Source organism: Vibrio sp. 10N.247.311.51 (assembly GCF_041467855.1).
Classification (GTDB): domain Bacteria; phylum Pseudomonadota; class Gammaproteobacteria; order Enterobacterales; family Vibrionaceae; genus Vibrio; species Vibrio coralliirubri.
Genome location: NZ_JBFSVK010000019.1, coordinates 59027 through 77821, shown reverse-complemented (window position 1 = coordinate 77821; position 18795 = coordinate 59027). Strand labels below are relative to the sequence as shown.

General features: G+C 42.0%; 12 protein-coding genes and 2 pseudogenes. 7 read left to right on the top strand and 7 right to left on the bottom strand.

Features of this window, described 5'->3' with window-relative positions; translation table 11 throughout:
- Positions 1-41 precede the first annotated feature (41 nt).
- The 3 genes from AB6E85_RS16930 to AB6E85_RS16920 all read left to right on the top strand — a co-directional run bounded on the left by AB6E85_RS16930 (position 42) and on the right by AB6E85_RS16920 (position 6034).
- Positions 42-1793 (top strand): polysaccharide lyase family 7 protein, encoded by a 1752-nt coding sequence (locus AB6E85_RS16930; protein ID WP_372143318.1) that lies wholly within the window; start codon positions 42-44, stop codon positions 1791-1793.
- A gap of 426 nt (positions 1794-2219) precedes the next feature.
- Entirely contained in the window at positions 2220-3791 is a 1572-nt protein-coding gene (locus tag AB6E85_RS16925; protein WP_372143317.1) for a polysaccharide lyase family 7 protein, read from the top strand.
- Between the two features lie 497 nt (positions 3792-4288).
- Positions 4289-6034: a hypothetical protein gene (locus AB6E85_RS16920; protein ID WP_372143316.1), complete on the top strand. Its 1746-nt coding sequence runs from the start codon at positions 4289-4291 to the stop codon at positions 6032-6034.
- Between the two features lie 628 nt (positions 6035-6662).
- Here the strand turns inward: AB6E85_RS16920 and AB6E85_RS16915 are convergent.
- Positions 6663-6785: pseudogene (locus AB6E85_RS16915) on the bottom strand (exodeoxyribonuclease III); the annotation flags it as partial.
- Between the two features lie 66 nt (positions 6786-6851).
- The gene (locus AB6E85_RS16910) at positions 6852-7610 is read right to left on the bottom strand and encodes an oligogalacturonate-specific porin KdgM family protein (RefSeq protein WP_248639751.1); all 759 of its coding nucleotides are present in this window, start codon (positions 7608-7610) and stop codon (positions 6852-6854) included.
- Between the two features lie 920 nt (positions 7611-8530).
- On the opposite strand from AB6E85_RS16910, the gene AB6E85_RS16905 reads away from it, so the two are divergent.
- Positions 8531-9568, top strand: coding sequence for a polysaccharide lyase family 7 protein (locus AB6E85_RS16905; protein WP_372143315.1), 1038 nt, complete (start codon positions 8531-8533; stop codon positions 9566-9568).
- A gap of 116 nt (positions 9569-9684) precedes the next feature.
- On the opposite strand, the gene AB6E85_RS16900 is transcribed toward AB6E85_RS16905, so the two are convergent.
- The 4 genes from AB6E85_RS16900 to AB6E85_RS16885 form a co-directional block, all read right to left on the bottom strand.
- Positions 9685-10341: a nitroreductase family protein gene (locus tag AB6E85_RS16900; RefSeq protein ID WP_372143314.1), complete on the bottom strand. Its 657-nt coding sequence runs from the start codon at positions 10339-10341 to the stop codon at positions 9685-9687.
- Between the two features lie 221 nt (positions 10342-10562).
- Positions 10563-11930, bottom strand: a complete 1368-nt coding sequence (locus tag AB6E85_RS16895; RefSeq protein WP_081322222.1) for an MATE family efflux transporter — start codon at positions 11928-11930, stop codon at positions 10563-10565.
- A gap of 145 nt (positions 11931-12075) precedes the next feature.
- A complete protein-coding gene (locus AB6E85_RS16890) occupies positions 12076-12798 on the bottom strand; it encodes a FadR/GntR family transcriptional regulator (protein WP_372143313.1) in 723 nt (240 codons plus the stop codon).
- Positions 12799-12972: 174 nt separating this feature from the next.
- Complete coding sequence (locus AB6E85_RS16885; RefSeq protein ID WP_372143311.1) at positions 12973-13749, bottom strand: SDR family NAD(P)-dependent oxidoreductase; 777 nt, start codon at positions 13747-13749, stop codon at positions 12973-12975.
- Between the two features lie 342 nt (positions 13750-14091).
- On the opposite strand from AB6E85_RS16885, the pseudogene AB6E85_RS16880 reads away from it, so the two are divergent.
- The 3 genes and pseudogenes from AB6E85_RS16880 to AB6E85_RS16870 all read left to right on the top strand — a co-directional run bounded on the left by AB6E85_RS16880 (position 14092) and on the right by AB6E85_RS16870 (position 17674).
- Positions 14092-14812 (top strand): annotated as a pseudogene (locus AB6E85_RS16880) (FadR/GntR family transcriptional regulator).
- A gap of 283 nt (positions 14813-15095) precedes the next feature.
- Positions 15096-16958: a DUF294 nucleotidyltransferase-like domain-containing protein gene (locus AB6E85_RS16875; protein WP_017069961.1), complete on the top strand. Its 1863-nt coding sequence runs from the start codon at positions 15096-15098 to the stop codon at positions 16956-16958.
- Complete coding sequence (locus AB6E85_RS16870) at positions 16958-17674, top strand: 3'-5' exonuclease (RefSeq protein WP_086969655.1); 717 nt, start codon at positions 16958-16960, stop codon at positions 17672-17674. Before AB6E85_RS16875 ends, AB6E85_RS16870 begins: the two co-directional genes overlap by 1 nt.
- Before the next feature lie 134 nt (positions 17675-17808).
- Here AB6E85_RS16870 and AB6E85_RS16865 read toward each other — a convergent pair whose 3' ends face one another.
- Positions 17809-18534, bottom strand: coding sequence for an oligogalacturonate-specific porin KdgM family protein (locus AB6E85_RS16865; protein ID WP_052878547.1), 726 nt, complete (start codon positions 18532-18534; stop codon positions 17809-17811).
- Positions 18535-18795: the final 261 nt, after the last annotated feature.

Here is an 18795-nt window from a genome sequence, read left to right as displayed (position 1 = left end):
TATACATTATCACTCTACTCTTATGGATAAGTGAGATAAATGTGAATAAACCAATCTTCGTCGTAGTACTCGCTTCGCTTACGTATGGCTGCGGTGGAAGCAGTTCCAGTAACTCAAGTGACAGTAGTGATCCTTCTGATACCAATAACCCAGGAACGTCTTATGGTGTTGTTGCTCCCTATGATATTGCCAAGTATCAAAACATCCTTTCTAGCTCAGATCTTCAGGTATCTGATCCTAATGGAGAGGAGGGCAATAAAACCTCGGAAGTCAAAGATGGTAACTTCGATGGTTATGTCAGTGATTATTTTTATGCTGACGAAGAGACGGAGAATCTTATCTTCAAAATGGCGAACTACAAGATGCGCTCTGAAGTTCGTGAGGGAGAAAACTTCGATATCAATGAAGCTGGCGTAAGACACAGTCTACATGCGGAAATAAGCCTGCCTGATATTGAGCATGCAATGGCGAGTTCTCCCGCTGATCATGATGAAGTGACCGTGCTACAGATCCACAACAAAGGCACAGACGAGAGTGGTACGGGTTATATCCCTCATCCACTATTACGTGTGGTTTGGGAGCAAGAACGAGATGGGCTCACAGGTCACTACTGGGCAGTCATGAAAAACAATACCATTGACTGTAGCAGTGCCGCTGACTCTTCGGATTGTTATGCCACTTCATATAATCGCTACGATTTGGGAGAGGCGGATCTCGATAGCTTCACCAAGTTTGATCTTTCTGTTTATGAAAACACCCTTTCGATCAAAGTGAACGATGAAGTTAAAGTCGACGAAGACATTACCTACTGGCAGCACCTACTGAGTTACTTTAAAGCGGGTATCTATAATCAATTTGAAAATGGTGAAGCCACGGCTCACTTTCAGGCACTGCGATACACCACCACACAAGTCAACGGCTCAAACGATTGGGATATTAGCGATTGGAAGTTGACGATTCCTGCGAGCAAAGACACTTGGTATGGAAGTGGCGGTGACAGTGCTGCTGAACTAGAACCTGAGCGCTGCGAATCGAGCAAAGACCTTCTCGCCAACGACAGTGATGTCTACGACAGCGATATTGGTCTTTCTTATTTCAATACCGATGAAGGAAGAATGCACTTTAGAGCTGATATGGGTTATGGCACTAGTACACAAAACTCTAACTATATTCGCTCTGAGTTAAGGGAGTTGTATCAAAGCAGTACTCAGCCGGACTGCAGCACCAGCGATGAAGACACAAGTTGGTATTTGAACGATACAAGAACCAATAAAACTAACCATCAGCTCATCGCTACCTTGCGAGTTGAAGATTACCCGAACATCAACAATCAAGATCCAAAAGTGGTACTTGGACAAATCCATGGTTGGAAGATCAATCAAGCATTGGTGAAACTATTATGGGAAGGAGAGAGCAAGCCAGTAAGAGTGATACTGAACTCTGATTTTGAGCGCAACAACCAAGACTGTAATCATTGTGACCCGTTCAGTGTCGAGTTAGGGACTTATTCGGCAAGCGAAGAGTGGCGATATACGATTCGTGCCAATCAAGACGGTATCTACTTGGCGACTCATGATTTAGATGGAACCAACACCGTTTTTCATTTAATCCCTTGGGGACAAGATTACACAGATAAAAATGGGGACACGGTCTCGTTAACATCAGATTGGACATCGACAGACATCGCTTTCTATTTCAAAGCGGGCATCTACCCACAATTTAAGCCTGATAGCGACTATGCGGGTGAAGTGTTTGATGTGAGCTTTAGTTCTCTTAGAGCCGAACATTATTGAGTTAGCTGACGTTTGAGTAACAACAATGACTGCTTTAAAGACCATATTGATTCCTAACAATGTGGTCTTTTTTTAACTGCTGCGACACTGGTGAATGAGATGTTCTGAACGACAAATGCTCTGTTCGAGTGATGCAAATTCTCACCATTACCGCTCGGGTTTTTCGCCCTTGATAGCCCATTTCGCATTCTAAATTTTTATATATTGTCTTTTATCAATAGGAAGTGTGATCCAGTTAAAGTATGGAAAAAGCGGAAAGTGTTCCCAGTCTCATTTATTCAACGAAGTGTTTTATTTGTATTATAAGATTACGTAATATTTTTATGTTGTCGCAAATGCTGAGAGAAGAAACGCCTTATAGCTCGTGTTTGCCAATTTTGCTTTCACTTACAAACGCTGCCTTTGTAATATAATAATGGATTAAATATGAAACAAATCACTCTAAAAACCTTACTCGCTTCTTCTATTCTACTTGCGGTTGGTTGTGCGAGCACGAGCACGCCTACTGCTGATTTTCCAAATAACAAAGAAACTGGTGAAGCGCTTCTAACGCCAGTTGCGGTTACCGCTAGTAGCCATGATGGTAACGGACCTGATCGTCTCATTGACCAAGACCTTACAACACGTTGGTCATCTGCGGGTGACGGTGAGTGGGCAACACTAGACTATGGTTCAGTGCAAGAATTTGATGCGGTTCAAGCATCTTTCAGCAAAGGTAACGAGCGCCAATCTAAATTTGATATTCAAGTGAGTGTTGATGGCGAAAGCTGGACAACCGTACTTGAAAATCAACTGAGCTCAGGTAAAGCGATTGGCCTAGAGCGTTTCCAATTCGAGCCAGCAGTGCAAGCACGCTACGTAAGATACGTTGGTCACGGTAACACCAAAAATGGTTGGAACAGTGTGACCGGGTTAGCTGCGGTTAACTGTAACATTAACGCTTGTCCTGCTAGCCATATCATTACTTCAGACGTGGTCGCTGCAGAAGCGGCAATGATCGCTGAAATGAAAGCGGCGGAAAAAGCACGCAAAGATGCGCGCAAAGATCTTCGTTCTGGTAACTTCGGTGTAGCAGCGGTTTACCCTTGTGAGACCTCAGTTGAATGTGACACACGCAGTGCACTGCCAGTTCCGACAGGCCTGCCAGCAACACCGGTTGCAGGTAATGCACCGAGCGAAAACTTTGACATGACGCATTGGTACCTATCTCAACCATTCGACCATGACAAAAATGGTAAGCCTGATGACGTTTCTGAGTGGAACCTTGCAAACGGTTACCAACACCCAGAGATCTTCTACACAGCTGACGATGGTGGCCTAGTATTCAAAGCTTACGTGAAAGGTGTTCGTACCTCTAAAAATACTAAGTATGCGCGTACAGAGCTTCGTGAAATGATGCGCCGTGGTGACCAGTCTATTAGCACTAAAGGTGTTAACAAGAACAACTGGGTATTCTCAAGCGCGCCTGAATCTGACTTAGAAGCAGCAGCTGGTATTGATGGCGTTTTAGAAGCAACGTTGAAAATCGATCACGCAACAACGACAGGTAATGCGAACGAAGTAGGCCGCTTTATCATTGGTCAGATCCACGATCAAAACGATGAACCAATTCGTTTGTACTACCGTAAACTGCCAAACCAAGCAACGGGTGCGGTTTACTTCGCACACGAAAGCCAAGATGCAACTAAAGAGGACTTCTACCCTCTAGTGGGTGATATGACGGCTGAAGTGGGTGAAGATGGTATCGCACTTGGCGAAGTGTTCAGCTACCGTATTGACGTTAAAGGCAACACGATGACTGTGACGCTAATGCGTGAAGGCAAAGACGACGTTGTACAAGTGGTTGATATGAGCAACAGTGGCTACGATGCAGGCGGCAAGTACATGTACTTCAAGGCCGGTGTTTACAACCAAAACATCAGCGGCGACCTAGATGATTACTCACAAGCGACTTTCTACCAACTAGATGTATCGCACGATCAGTACCAAGGTAAATAACTCGCAGAGATTATTATTAAACAACATAATCTAATAATGAATGGCCGGTAAATTAATAGAGTAATAATATTACTTTGTTAATTTACCGGCTATTTTTTTATTAATGTCGCTACCATATTAAAAAATTAGTTTGATTATATATTAGTTAACCACAAAGTATATGAGCTTAGTTTTGTATTGCTTTGTATTAATTAAAAGTATTCTGAACTAAAGGAGGGACTAGTTTTTTCTATCACTTGATTTGAGCTCCAGAGATACTTAATCTGAAGTGTTTTTGTGAGTTAATAATCATATTATATACTTTCTATTGGCTAGCATAAATGGAAAATAAAACGTCAAATTTAAATATTAATGTGATGTATGCATTAGTTCTCTAACCTAAATGGCGGTGACTGTGAGAGAGGTCATCATATTAAATATCCATGATTGCTGATTAAGCCCTTTTGTCTGACAATATCATTTAAGGGATTAATGATTAATGTGAAAGAGAGTAAATTATGCAAATTTCTAAAATTGCACTTGCAGTAACTATGTCTACAGGTTTGTTGTTCGGTTGTGACACAGATGTTGAATTCATTCCAGAGGATGTAGCAACACCACCTGCACCTACATCACCTCTTGATGGTGGTATGTGGGAAATAGGTACAGCGACGGTCAGCACCAGTGCGTTGCCTGCAGCAATGTCTACCGACCTACCCAATGTCTATGTATTTGCTGATGGCACACAAAAATATTACTACGATGATGCTGTCCCAGGTACGTACGAAATTAAAACCGCAACGTATGCAGAAGATCTAGACGCTGAAACAATCTCGTTTACCTATTACGGCGCAGATGCTAATGGTGCAGTTGTTGATGGTGGTTACTCTGTAACGAATGGCGAATTAGTGGTTGATACTGCAACTGAAGGTGAATTAGTAGGGGTTGATGAAGCGACTAATACATCTGTAAGTGACGCTGTTAAAGATGCGAATGAAGAGTCTGGTGTGAACAACTATGTTCAAATTATTGATACTTCAACTTCTGACACAGGTGAACTTAGATTAAAGCTTTCTGATAATAACCTTGATAACATTACTTCAGGTCGCTTAACAGTAGATCTTGTTTACCAACTAGATGAAGACTCTGTTGGTGATGATAACAGCAAAAATGCGTATGTTTCGGTTTACGCTTCTGATACATCAACAGCAAACTTACATGGTGAAATCGCTTTTGAAGCAGGTGTTATTAAATACCGTGATAGCGCAAAACAACTGAATGCTATCGATGGCAGTTATACTGAAGGTGAAACATTAACAGTAGAAGCAACTTGGAGTGATGGTGTATTTAGCTTCAAAGTAAATGATGTTGAACATTCTTACCTAGCCGATGAGATCCCAGAAAGTGGTCCTGTCCAAGTGATTGCATTAAGATTGGGTGATAACGGCAGTACGAATAACTTTGAGTTACTTGCCGATAACCTAAAAGTATATTCAAGTGATAGTGGTTCTGAAGAGTTAGTATTTGAAGATGACTTCAATGGTTACACTATTGGTAAAGTATTAAATACAACGCCTTACAACAGCAGTAGCTCTGAAGCAACGGTAGCTGGTGATGGAGACACTCCAACAGATCCAGATCCAACAGGCAATCAAGTTGCGGCAATTACGGACCAAGATGATAGCGACACAGGCGAATTGCGTTACAAGTTTGCACAAGGCATGACTACTGGTACACATAAAGTATCTATGTACTACGATGCTGCAGAAACAGAGTCAGCTTACGTTTCTCTTTTTGATACTAAAAACTCAACATCATCTTTGATTGGTGAATTGAAAATTGATGAAGGTGCAATCACGCTACGCGGTGAAGACGAGCAAGTAACAACGTTTACCCCTGGTACTTGGATTGACCTTGAAATGTCTTGGAATACATCTTCGACGACTGAAACTGGTACTTATACAGTTAAAGTCGATGGTGTGGAGTTTGGTCCTTATGACTCTCAGAACGCAGGTAATGACGCAAATCACTCAGATTCTAGTGTTCCAGTAACGGCAACTACCATTAAGTTCTCTTCAAATAGCGGAATGGCAGAAACAACATTATACGTTGATGACTATGAAGTTTATTCTGATGAAGCGGGTCAAGAAGAAGTCTTTATTGATGATTTTGACTCTCGTTCTATCGGGGATGTGTTAGGTGGTGTGGATTACAATTCAAGTACATTCTCTGTAGTTGTTGCAGCAGACCCAATGGACAAATAATCTTACTTACCTAAAAGTAACTCATACATACAAAACGAAAATCTAGCGCCGTTCATTGACTGAACGGCGCTTTTTTTGTGACGCATTCAGGCCATTCTTGAGCGCTTAGTAATAGGTACCCATGTATATTGATACCCATAGAAACAACTATTAATCTAAATATCTATGTAAAAGGGTTTATATAAACCCTTTTACCGTTCCTTTATGCAAGAGGCGTTTAATACCTCTGTTAATCAACTATGAAGCTGTTTAACGGCTCTTTATATATCTGCTAGTCAATGTAGCCTTTACTTCAATGTCACCCTAGAGAGGCCGGTACATAAGCTACTCAAATCTCTTAATTCGTGTATAGAAGCCTTCTTGCTAGTTTAATAATATAGCGCTTTTGTAATCTCTTTTAAGTACAGGCTTGTTGACGAGTGTTTAACAGGTTAAAGGGCATTCATCCTTTTAAACGGACATACACGTCTTAAAAAGACCATAATCTCAATGGTACGAGTGGAAGTAATGCGTTATCAAGATAGCGGTCATTGAGGGTTAATAAAGTTAGATTGAAGTTAAATAATGGTTTCTCAATACGCAGGCCGCGGTTGTCTACGAAACCTTTGGAGCGGTAACCAAACCACTAGTATTGATCATTCACTTCAGGGTGCAGCAAGCGGAAGCTGTCTACAAAGCCCCAGTCCATCGGTGTTTTTAACCATCCGTGCTCTTCTGGTTGGAAAAAACATTTACCTGTTTTTAGCCTACGATCTTTCTAGATAACAAAAAAGGCTTAGCGCAGTGCTAAGCCTTTTTTAACCAAGTCTAATAATACTTAGAAGCTGTATTTAAGACCAAAACGTGTTTTTAGTTGACGTTCATTCTCAGCAGATGAACCATAGTCAGATGACCAGAATTCCATATAAGGAGTGAAGTCACCCATTTTATAGCCAACCTTAAGACCAAGATCCCATTCCCAGTTCTTATCGTTTGCGAGACGAACATCATCATAGTTCACGTTGTAGTTTGCTTCGTAACTAAGCTTTAGGTTTTTCCAAGCTTCGTCACTAAACTTGTATGAACCAGTCAGCGTTACTTTACCTTGTTGCAGAGTTTTGCCATCACGCACAATACTACCGCCGCCCGCTGCGCTTGTTGTGCCCGTGCCAGTTTCAAACGTTTGTAGCTCATGACGATAGCGTAAAGCAGTAGTTAGACCGAAATCAGCTTTGTAGCCAACGCGGAACTGAGGTTTATACGTTGTTTTAGTTTCGGCAAAAGTAATCGGCATACCAGGTTGGATGTACCACTTATCATTTAGACTGTAAGTCACGTCCCAGCTAAACTCAGAATCGCCGCGAACCACTTCTTTCCAAAAATCTGTTTGATCACTACTTTGGAATTTTTGTTCTACACCAAAAGAAAGTTTCGCTTGGTCATCAAGAATTTTAGTATTTGCACCAATTTTAATACGGTGCGCGTACTTTTCGTCTTCATGCTTGTACTCGCCACGGTAATCAATGGTAGCGGCAGCGGCAGTGCCCGCCAAAAGTGTGGTTGTAACGAATAGTGCAATTTTTGTTACTGGTTTCATACTTATCATCTCGCTATGATTTATAATTATGGATACATCCTTAGTACCCTTTTTTTTCATCAAACAACAACAATGTTATTGAATTAATGTATGACAAATATGGTATGTATTATCGTGTTTATATTCTGTGATACCAATCAAAAAGTTCCTATCAACCCGCCTTAATTATAACTAAACGTTATGATTGTCTCATTTTTCGTAAAGTGTTGAGCTCTAAGCTTGATGATGATCTCATTACTCAAAATGTTACTTTATTTGCTTGTTGTAAAGTAATACAAATGTTGTTGTGTCATGAAGATAAGATCAACTTGGTCTACTCTCTAGATAGAAATTACTGATCACGCATATTTCTTTGGTGTGTGGGCATTGGTAAGTATTAGTATGCCTTGATGTGTATATCTCTGATTGTTTTTATTGTGTTAATAGTATGTTGTCTCCTATGGTTTTCTGGCATATGGATATGACTATGAGTACGAATATATGTACAGATAACGGGCTAGTTAAATATTTAATGAATTATTTAAAAATAGTTTCTATAGAGTTATTTGAAAAATTGACGTCGAGGTAAATATGCATTACATGATAAAGACGACCTTATTATCATTGGCCGCTTCAACTGCGTATGCGTCCGATTTAGGAGTCCCTACTAATTCCTCTCAATTCAAAGAGATTTTGAAAGTTTCTAAGCTGCAGATGTCTGACCCTAGGGGGAAGCCCGGGAATAAAACGGACTATGCGAGTAAAGGTGAGTTCGATGGGCTGGCGTTTATAACCAATTTAAGAATGGTGAAAGCGAAGCTCATTTCTACAAGTTAGCTTATTCAATAAAAAATAAACCTGTTATTACAGATTAGGGTAGTACTGCCTAGTTTAATATTAATGGGTCTACAAATACTCGTTTGTTATTAAGGATAATTTGGATGTTCAAAAAAAATATGCTTGCTGTAGCTTTGCTATCAGCAGTACCTATTGTGTCGTTTGCAAATAATGGTGTGTCTTACCCCGTACCTGCCGATAAATTCGATATGCATAATTGGAAAATAACCATACCTTCAGATATTAATGAAGATGGTCGCGTTGATGAAATAGAAGGGGTCGCTATGATGAGCTACTCACACAGTGATTTCTTCCATCTTGATAAAGACGGCAACCTTGTATTTGAAGTGCAGAACCAAGCGATTACGACGAAAAACTCGAAAAACGCGCGTTCTGAGTTACGCCAGATGCCACGTGGTGCTGACTTCTCTATCGATACTGCTGACAAAGGTAACCAATGGGCATTGTCTAGCCATCCATCAGCAAGCGAATACAGTGCGGTTGGCGGCACACTAGAAGCGACACTAAAAGTGAATCACGTTGCGATTAACGCTAAGTACCCAGAAAAGTACCCAGCTCACTCGGTGGTTGTTGGTCAGATTCACGCTAAAAAACATAATGAGCTAATCAAAGCTGGAACTGGTTACGGGCATGGTAATGAACCACTAAAGATCTTCTATAAGAAGTTTCCTGACCAAGAAATGGGTTCAGTATTTTGGAACTATGAGCGTAACCTAGAGAAAAAAGATCCTAACCGTGCCGACATCGCTTACCCTGTGTGGGGTAACACTTGGGAAAACCCAGCGGAACCGGGTGAAGCGGGTATTGCTCTTGGTGAAGAGTTTAGCTACAAAGTGGAAGTGAAAGGCACCATGATGTACCTAACGTTTGAAACAGAACGTCACGATACGGTTAAGTATGAAATCGATCTGAGCAAGGGCATTGATGAGCTTGACTCACCAACGGGTTATGCTGAAGATGATTTCTATTATAAAGCGGGAGCATACGGCCAATGTAGTGTAAGCGATTCTCACCCTGTATGGGGCCCAGGTTGTGGCGGTACTGGCGATTTCGCTGTCGATAAAAAGAATGGCGACTACAACAGTGTGACTTTCTCGGCACTTAAGTTGAACGGCAAATAGTATATAGCTAGTAGTCTAGCTAGACACAGCCCTTAAGGAGTGTTTTCGAAGACCACATTAACTGAATGTTGAGTGGTCTTTTTGTTTATTTAAAAGCACGGGGATCGAAGTGCTTCTTATATGACTTTAAATATTTCATCCAGAGAGAGTCGTGCTTTTGGTAGCCCGTGGTTGTAGTCTTCGCCCTCTAAGAAGTAACCCATTGCCAACGCAACTTCACAGATGTGCCCATCAAGCTCTTCGCTAAATTCTTGTCCGATTAAGTCCATATCGACTCCTTCCATCGGTGTAGAACCTATTTCAAGCCTCGCAAGAACGTGTAGGGCGTTACCTAGCGCTAGGTAAAGTTGCGCTTTGGTCCAGTTACCATTAAAGCCGTTATCATCAGTATTGAGGTCTGCAAAAGCGTAACCGCCATTGAGCATGTTGTCGTACATTTCTGCAGGTAAGTGACCAGATTCAACTTCAACATCCACGCGGTGAGCGTATTTGTCTTTGGTGTAGTTTGGGTCGTAGGCAAAAAGAATGATGTGCGATGACTCAATTGCGTGATGTTGATTGAACTGGAACTTGATAGCGAAAGTGTCGTGGAAGCGTTGCTTGGCTTCTTCGCTCTCTATCAGAATGAATTTCCACGGTTGTGAATTAATAGAAGAAGCAGAAAGGCGGATAGCTTCTTTGATGATCTCTATTTTTTCAGAAGAAATTCGTTTGCTAGGATCGTATTTTTTGACTGTGTAGCGCTTGTGAAGATCTTGAATAATGTCATGCATAGTGTGTTCACCCAATTCTCTTAACGATTAATCTAAGCTGGATTGATGAGTCTTTTGTTGCTGAGATGTGTTAGCCACTGACCCAATAAATGCCTACCTTCAAAGTAGTACAACCTTGCCAAAGGACAAGGTTGTATTTTGGAGATTTTGTGCGAACTCTCTTTATTTCAAAAGCTTAGTGTTAAATGTGATGTCTGGACTCATCCAAAATGATTTTGGACTTAGTCATACATCAACTCTTTGGCTTTATCGGCATCAAACTCTTTAAGAGACTTACGAGCTAAGTGACGGAATGGGAAAGCTTTAACGACTTCTTCGAATGGTTGGATAGCAAAGGCCCAAAAGATAGAGCCATCTAAACCAAAGATGATCAATGCACACAATGGAATTGAAATTACCCATTGACCAGTAAAGTTGATTTTGAAGACTGCGGTCGTTTTTCCTAGTGCTCTTAGTACATTCCCATGAACCGTGTTGTAGCCACGAACAATTGGCAAGAAAATGTAGAGTGGGGCGATAACGGCCAATGCTTGATAGGTAGACTCATCCAAGTTCGGGTAAATGTCACCAATGACCAGACTTAATCCTGCGAACAAGAGTGCACAAACGAAAGAAATGACGACTGCAATATCGATACTGGTATCGACGTTTTTGACTAGGTCATCCATCTTTTTGGAGCCAATCGCTTGGCTGATAGTAATCGCGGAAGAGTGAGCCCAAGCGGTAATAAATTGAGAGACAGCCCTGATCCAAGGCATCACCAAAGTAATCGCTACGTAAGCGTTGATGTTAAGTTGCGAATACAACAATTGATATATCGTTGCGCCAATCAAAAGCATGGTCACGTTCGCTGCTACGGGGAATATTTCGATAAAGTGACGGCGAACGTTAGTAAAGAATTCAGATCGCTGAGCGTCTAATTTGAGTGAAATCGCAGAGCTTAAATGCACGCACAAAACCAAATACAGCAAGCGGATCGTTATTGCAATAATGCTGCCTAATGCAGCACCTTGTACTCCAATCCCTTCAAAATTAGAAAAGCCATGAATCAGCACATACGAGAGTACAGCATTGATAGGCAGTTCAATTAAGTAACCTTTGAATGGGACTTTAGTTCTGCCTAGTGCATTAAATAAAGCAATGATCACCTGCGTTAACGCGGTAAAAATAACGATGTATTTCGAGATATCTAGATAGCGGCTGATTTCTAAGTGAAGGGAAGCGTCGTCTGTTAATGCTTGAATCAAGGGTTGTTCGAAAAAAGTAAGTAGAAGCCAAAACAGTGTTGCTACGCCAAGGTTGATAAATAACCCTGCCCAAAATGCTTTAGATAATGACGCGGCGATGCCAGAGCCCACTGCGCGGCTTAATACTAACTGAGTACCGTTTGCCAACGCCATTTGAATTCCCAGTACAAAGGCAACGATAGTCGTCGCAATCCCCATTGCAGCTAAAGGGATTTCACCAAGAGGAGATACAAGCAGTGTGTCGATCATCAACATCGACTGCATTAAGATACCGTTTAAGGCGAGGGGCCAGGCGAGAGAGAAATTTTTCCTTACGTACGATTGCGAAGACACAAACAACACCTTATGTGTATAACCGTAAGCTTTCTCTGAGGTGACGGAGTAGAGCGTTTAAAGAAAACACTACGGTAGTTGATGGTTAAAAAATGGGTGCTAAAACAAGACTGACTTGTGTCTTTGAAACACAAGTCAGTTTGGTTAATCTCAGTTATGCGATGGCTAATTCAACCCTAGAGAGTTTTTGGTTCTCATCGTCTAGCAGGACTTGAGAAGCAATTCGAGCTTGCTTGGCATCGCCTGACATTATCGAGTCGTAAATCGCTTTGTGTTGTTCTAAACAGAAGCGACCGCCTTCAGCGGAGTGGTCGATAAACTGCTTGAAGATAGTCGACAGAATATTGGCGAATGGAATGTAAAACTGATTACCTGTTGATAAGAAAATCGTTTGGTGAAACAGGTGATCGTTGGTCGTCCACTCTTCATAATCGAAGTTATTTGCCGCGATGGTCATTTTCTGGAAAAGAATCGAAAGCTCTTTGCGTTGCTCAACGGTTGCATTGGTTGCAGCGAGTGCACACGCTTCCGGGTCAATCGCTTTTCTTAAGCCTAAAAACTGAGACAAGAACGGCTTGGTATCTTCTAAATCTTGAATCCAGTACAGCAATTGCGGGTCCAAGAAGTGCCACTGTGTTCTCGGCTTGATACGAGTGCCCACTTTTGGCTTCGACTCGATTAAACCTTTTGCCGAAAGTAGCTTAGTTGATTCTCGAAGGGCAGTTCTGCTCACTCCAAAGATATCGCACAGCTCCATTTCGCTGGGTAACTTTTGATTTTCTTCTAACTCGCCTGACAAGATCTTGCGAGCAATTTGTCTCGCCACTTGAACATGAATTCGGCGGCTTGAATCTTCCACCAATGTAAATATTGACATTTAAACCACCTGAAATTGAAACTTTGAAAACACCAAAAACCAGACGAATCTGGCGTTTAGTGTCAGTGTATACGTCGAATTTAGCGTGAGGTTTTCCCTCATCTACTCGGGTCTGTTGACCTTATATAGTGTGGCGAACTTAAATCGCTGAGATAGCTTATAAAAACCAGCTAACTAAGGCGTTATTTGTCCGCCATTAACATCTAGGATTTGACCTGTGATGTAACCGCTGCAAGCGTGCGATGCAAAGAAAGCAAATGAAGGAGCAACTTCATCAATATTGCCAAAGCGTCCCATTGGAATGTTGTTAGCAATGGTCGCTTTCAAATCGTCGCTCTTGTCATCGTGAAATACGGTGTCGATAGTGCCCGGAGAAACAATGTTGAAACGGATATTGTCTTGCGCGAACTCTTTCACCCAATTACGGTGAATGTCGTGTAACCAAGCTTTAGATGCGGCATAGATGCCAGCACCAACACCACCGCCTTCGCGAGCGGCAATAGATCCTGTGCTAATCACACAAGATGTTTGCCCGGACTCAGCAGCAGAGGCGCGTAAGTGCGGGATAGAGAACTTAGTTGTCATCAGTGCAGAGCGAACATTAAGGTTCATTACGCGCTCATAAAACTCATCATCGATATTTTCTAGATTGGCGCGACCACCAAGGCCACCGGCGTTGTTAATCAACACGTCCATGCCACCAAAATGATCAGTAAACTCTTTGACTAACCTTTCGCACTCTAATGTGTCCATTAGGTTTGCAGGGAAAAAAGCAACATCGCCACCCAGTGCGGTAAGTTCAGATAGAACGTCATCGACTTTTGGGCTGAAAGCACGACTATTGATGCCGATTTTTGCGCCGTATTTTGCAAAGACACGTGCGGTAGCTAAACCCATACCGGCAGTAGAGCCAGTAATTAGAATGCGTTTGCCTTTTAAATCGTTAAACATCAGAGCCGCCTATATTGTAGATTATTTACATCAATAAATCATACAATAACACTTGCTATATTCAAGGGTGTTCATCTAAAAACGGGTTATTACCGACATAAATAGTGAGAGTAAGGGTGGTTTTGTGAGTTCACGCATACATTGAAATTGTAAATGAGAACTATTTGTATGAATTAATGGGTTGAATTGGTTTTATAAACCTAAAGATGAGCAGGTTTGTGAAATATTGCTCCAGCCTTTATTGGTAGTGACCTCACGTTATTCTGATGCTGTGTTGGTGAAGATATAAATCAGTGCTATAGTCCGGGTTAAATAATACATATCTAATAAGTAAGTAGACACATGGCTGGCTCTTTCAATTCTATTTCAGGCTCTAAGCGAAGCCTTCATGTGCAAGTTGCACGTGAAATCGCCCGTGGTATTTTGTCGGGCAATTTGCCTCAAGGTTCTATTATCCCTGGTGAAATGGCTCTGTGTGAGCAATTTGGTATCAGTAGAACAGCATTTAAGAGAAGCGGTTAAGCTTCTGACTTCAAAAGGCCTATTAGAATCTCGTCCTAAGATCGGTACTCGCGTTGTTAACCGCGCGTTCTGGAACTTCTTAGATCCACAATTGATCGAATGGATGGACGGTTTGGCCGATACAGACCAATTCTGTCATCAGTTCTTGGGATTACGCCGCGCGATTGAACCAGAAGCGTGTGCTTTAGCTGCTCAGTTCGCGAGTGCAGAACAACGCATTGAGCTCTCTGGTATTTTCCAACAAATGGTAGAAATCTCTAGCGAAGAAACGCTTGATCAAGAGCGTTGGTTAGATATCGATATGAAGTTCCATAGCCTGATCTTCAATGCAACAGGTAACGACTTCTACCTTCCATTTGGTAACATCTTAACGACCATGTTTGTTAACTTTATTTCTCACTCTTCTGAAGAGGGAAGTACTTGTATTAACGAACACCGCCAGATTTATGAAGCAATCATGGCAGGTAATAGTGACAAAGCACGCCACGCGTCAGCAAGTCATCTGTTAGAAACAAACCACAGATTACCAGCCGCTAGTTAATTGTTTTCACTGTTATTTTAGCTTTGATCGTTTTGCATTATCGACGAGAGGTCATTCTCGTAAAACTAGGGTAGTCAAAGTTAAAATTACGGTTGTACAGAAGCTCACTTCAGTAGCGACCTCTAAAAAGCACGTTTCATACGTGCTTTTTTTGCATCCAAATTTGATGAAAACCTGACTGGTGTCCAATATTTAATCTATTATTTGCTGTTTCGTTAAAAGCACTAGTAACCAGTATTTTAAGTTATATAATAATACTAATTAAATTATTGTGAGTGTGATTATGCCCCAGTCTCTACTGCCAAATATTCTTCAATTCATAGGTCAAATCGACCCATTCGATAAGATCCCTAAACAAGCACTTCGCGAACTTGCCTCTAACGTTCAAATTACTTATCTCGGCAAGGGAGATGTGGTTGATTTGTGTGAGTCGGGGAAAGAAAAATCGCTCTATATCATTCGAACGGGCTCTATGGAGCAACGAAAATCTGATGGTGTGCTTCGTGCTCGCCTAGGCAGTGAAGATTTGTTCGGCTTTACGTTCTTAGATTCTGAAGTCAACGATGAAAAAGGCTACAGAGCTGTCGCAATAGAAAACACCTTACTTTATGTGATTCCACACTCGGCACTTCAAACGCTTTTCAAAGCCTTTCCAAGTTGCGCAGAACACTTTGCTTCACAGGCGCAGGTTCGCTTGAAGTCGGCACTGGATGTGGTTTGGTCAAATAAAGAGAAAGGCCTATTCATTCGTAAAGTCGAAGAAGTAGCAAGCGGGCAGGTTGCGATTGTTAAGTCTGAGCAAACCATCCAGTCGGTTGCGGTTGAAATGCTTCATCAACGCTCACCTTGTGCCGTGATCTATGAAGGTGAAACCATTGTTGGTCTGATCACCGACCGAGACATGACGAAGCGAGTGATCGCCCACGGCGTGAGTACTGATAGTTTGATCTCTGAGGTCATGACGCACTCTCCACTTACAGTAAAACCGGATGATTTAGTGCTACATGCGGCCTCTATCATGATGCAATTTAATATCCGTAACTTGCCCGTTGTGAAAGAGAATAAGGTTGTTGGTCTTCTTACTACGTCTCATTTGGTTCAAAACCACCGTGTTCAAGCGATATTCTTGATCGAGAAAATCAAATACGCGGGCAGCGTGAAAACCATGTCTTCGTTCACCTCAGAGCGACAAGCTATTTTTGAAGCGCTGGTGGAAGGTAAAGTGGCGCCTGAAACCGTCGGCAAGGTAATGACCATGATTATGGACGCCTACACCCGTCGATTGATTCAAATAGCGATTGATAAGTTAGGCCCACCACCGTGTGATTTCTCTTGGATCGTAGCCGGATCGCACGCGCGTAATGAAGTGCACATGCTATCGGACCAAGACAGTGCGATTGTTCTGGCTGACGATGCAACAGACAGTGACCGTATTTACTTCAAGCACTTAGCGATGATGGTGACCAACGGCTTAGCAAGCTGCCACTATCCACTATGTCCAGGTAAATTCATGGCCGCGACGCCGAAATGGTGTCAGCCACTCAGTGTTTGGAAGCACTACTACAAGAAGTGGGTGGCTAACCCAGAGTATGAACGCTTACTTAACATCAGTGTGTTCCTAGAAATTCGTACTATCTACGGCAACAGTGAGTTCGAAGGCATTCTTCGCGATGAGCTGCATAGCAATATTCGCGGTAACCGTGAGTTTTTAAGCACGTTAGTGAAAGACGCGGTTAATACCAATCCACCACTTGGTATTTTCAATAGCTTAGTGTTAGAGAAGTCAGGTGAGAATAAGAAAACGTTGAACGTGAAGAAGTACGCGATCAACTTGATTATCGACTTAGCGCGTATCTATGGCCTTGCTGTGGAGTGCGATTTGTCGGCGACTGACGAACGTTTCGCTGCTGCCAATGAAAAAGGTATGCTGAGCGACGACGCATTCAAGAACATTCTGGGTGCTTACCAGTTCATTCTCTCTTTCCGTTTTGGTCATCAACTTGAAGCGCTGAAGAACGGGGATGTGCCTGACAACAACATCAACCCAGATAGCTTTGGTAGCTTTGAGCGTAAACACTTGAAAGATGCCTTTAGGATCATTGCTGACCTTCAAGAAGCGGCGAAAATTCGTTTCGGAGCACGTTAATGAAAGCCTTGTTAAACTATTTTCACCCGCTTGAGCGAATTAAACGTAAACGTAAGCAATATTTGGGAACGGTTAAGTTGCCAGAGGCGTTACATGATCTCGTAGAGCAGCCTTGTCCTGAAATGACGGACTTGGCCAAAGACAGCGAATACATTATTTTAGATCTCGAAACCACGGGCTTAGACAGCGAGCAAGACCTTATCTTATCTATGGGGTGGGTCGATGTGGTTAAAGGGAGAATCGATTTAGCGTCAGCCAAACATATTTATCTGAATAACGATTCGCAGATCAACGCTGAAACCGCTGTTATCAACCATATTACGCCGCAAATGTTGGAAGAGGGCGCGTCTATTCATGATGCGATGCTGACATTTTTCGAAGCAGCAAAAGGCAAGATCATTGTCGCGCACGCTTGTGTGGTCGAAGAGAAGTTCATTAGCCAATACCTTCTTCGCTGCTACGGTTTACGAGCGATTCCTCTGCTTTGGCTTGATACCTTGTGTATTGAGAAAAGCATGGAGAAAGCGATCAGCAATCATGAAGAAGTCGATTTAACTCTGGCAGGGACTCGCGAAAGGTATGGGCTTCCTGAGTACAACAGCCACAATGCATTAGCCGATGCCGTTTCGACAGCGGAATTGTTTTTGGCTCAGCAGAAGCGAGTTGTGCCTAACGATAATGTGACCGTTGCCTTTCTCTATCGGATCAGTCACTAGGAAAAAGAGCTGCAAGTGCGCGGCTCTTGTTTTGCTGATTTTAAAGGAAAAAAAGCCAGCGATTAAGCTGGCTTTTGTTTAGGTCTTAGAAAATTAGGACAGTAATTATCTTAGATCATTCATATAGCTATCGATTAGAAGCTGTAAGTTAGACCAACACGGCTACGCAGTTCACGAGTCGCTTTAGTTGATGAAGTGCTCACATCACCAAACTCTACATATGGTGCCCATTGACCCATAATATGGCGAATGCTTGCGTTTAACTCGTAGTTAGTATCATCGTTGTCGTAGATATCGTAGCCATCAGCTTTGTAGTAGTTACCTTCAAAACCAAAGCGCCAGTTGTCCATTGAGTAGTTAACGTTTGCCGTTAGACGGTGACGACGTTGGTTTTCAATGTTTTTCTCAACACCGACAATTTCACCATCACCGTCGATCTCGTACTCAGTTGTGCTAGTGTTCTGTCTCATATCGTAACGGTAACGAGCACTTAGGCTTAGGCCATCAACGCTATCCACTTTGTATGTTGCACGAACTTGAGGCTTGTATGTAACGCCAGATTCACGACCTTCAATTGGCATACCGTAAGTCATTGTCCAGTTATCGTTTAGTACATGACGGTAATTTAGACCAAGCTCCCAACCATTGTTCTTCAAATCTTCCATGAATTTACCGTCTTCTCCCTTGAATTTCGCTTCGATATCTACAAGGAAGTTGCCAATGCTATCGCCAAGTTTTACACGAGTAGCGTGTTGATCTGTATGACTCTTGTATTCGTGTCTCATATCGAAAGACGCAGCAGATACAGAGCCAGCAGCGAGTACAGATGCCACAGCAATCACGATTTTAGTTTTATTCATGGTATTAATTCCATATTTATAGGTTGAGTATTGGCCATAATTACGAGCCAAATAGAGTAGTTCTTGTCTTCAATGCATTTTGTTTTTGAAATTATTTCTTGGTTATTTCAAACTTGTTTTGCATTTAAATAATACAAATATGATAACGATCCGAAGCGTGATGATCTGTGAATTTGATCGTGTTGTTAGGACAAAACCACTATTTACAAAGGGTTACAAAGTTGAGTTGTTTCATTAAGTTGATGATTTTTAGTGATTTAT